Origin of the sequence: Haloferax sp. KTX1 (assembly GCF_902410085.1) — an archaeon.
GTDB lineage: Archaea > Halobacteriota > Halobacteria > Halobacteriales > Haloferacaceae > Haloferax > Haloferax massiliensis.
In genome coordinates this window covers 1-451 of record NZ_CABPRH010000171.1, presented here as the reverse complement: position 1 = coordinate 451, position 451 = coordinate 1, and the positions used below count along the sequence as shown (strand labels likewise).

The 451-nt window shown below is 59.0% G+C and carries 1 protein-coding gene; it reads left to right on the top strand.

Features of this window, described 5'->3' with window-relative positions; translation table 11 throughout:
* Positions 1-245: 245 nt before the first annotated feature.
* A partial coding sequence (locus FY251_RS21300) for a F0F1 ATP synthase subunit C (protein WP_148416915.1) occupies positions 246-451 on the top strand: 206 nt, incomplete at its 3' end.

Below are 451 nucleotides of genomic sequence, written 5' to 3'. Positions count from 1 at the left end.
GAGCGGACCTACACCACTGACGACTGACCGCTATCGACCTTACTTCCGATATTTGTCGGTACTCCGGTAGCTACTGCCCTACCGTCGCGTACTCGGGGGCTGGTACCAGATGACAACCGTGGTTGAGAGCGCGGCTAAACCCACGGAACAGCATCTTGACGAAGTGTTTTGGGAAGCTTTATGAAGTCCGTGGAGTCACATACGCCTGTTCGGACACGAGCAACCTCAGAGAGGATCTCAACAACATGATAGAAACTATCGCACTCGTTGTCAACGCTGTACTGCAAGAAGGTGGCGCCGCTGCTCCGGCTATCCCGGGAGAAGCTGCTGCAGCCCTCGCTGTCGGGCTGGCTGCGCTCGGTTCGGGATACGCGGAACGTGGGATCGGGGCCGCCGCCGTCGGCGCAATCGCAGAAGACGAGAGCATGTTCGGCCGTGGGCTCATCCTGAC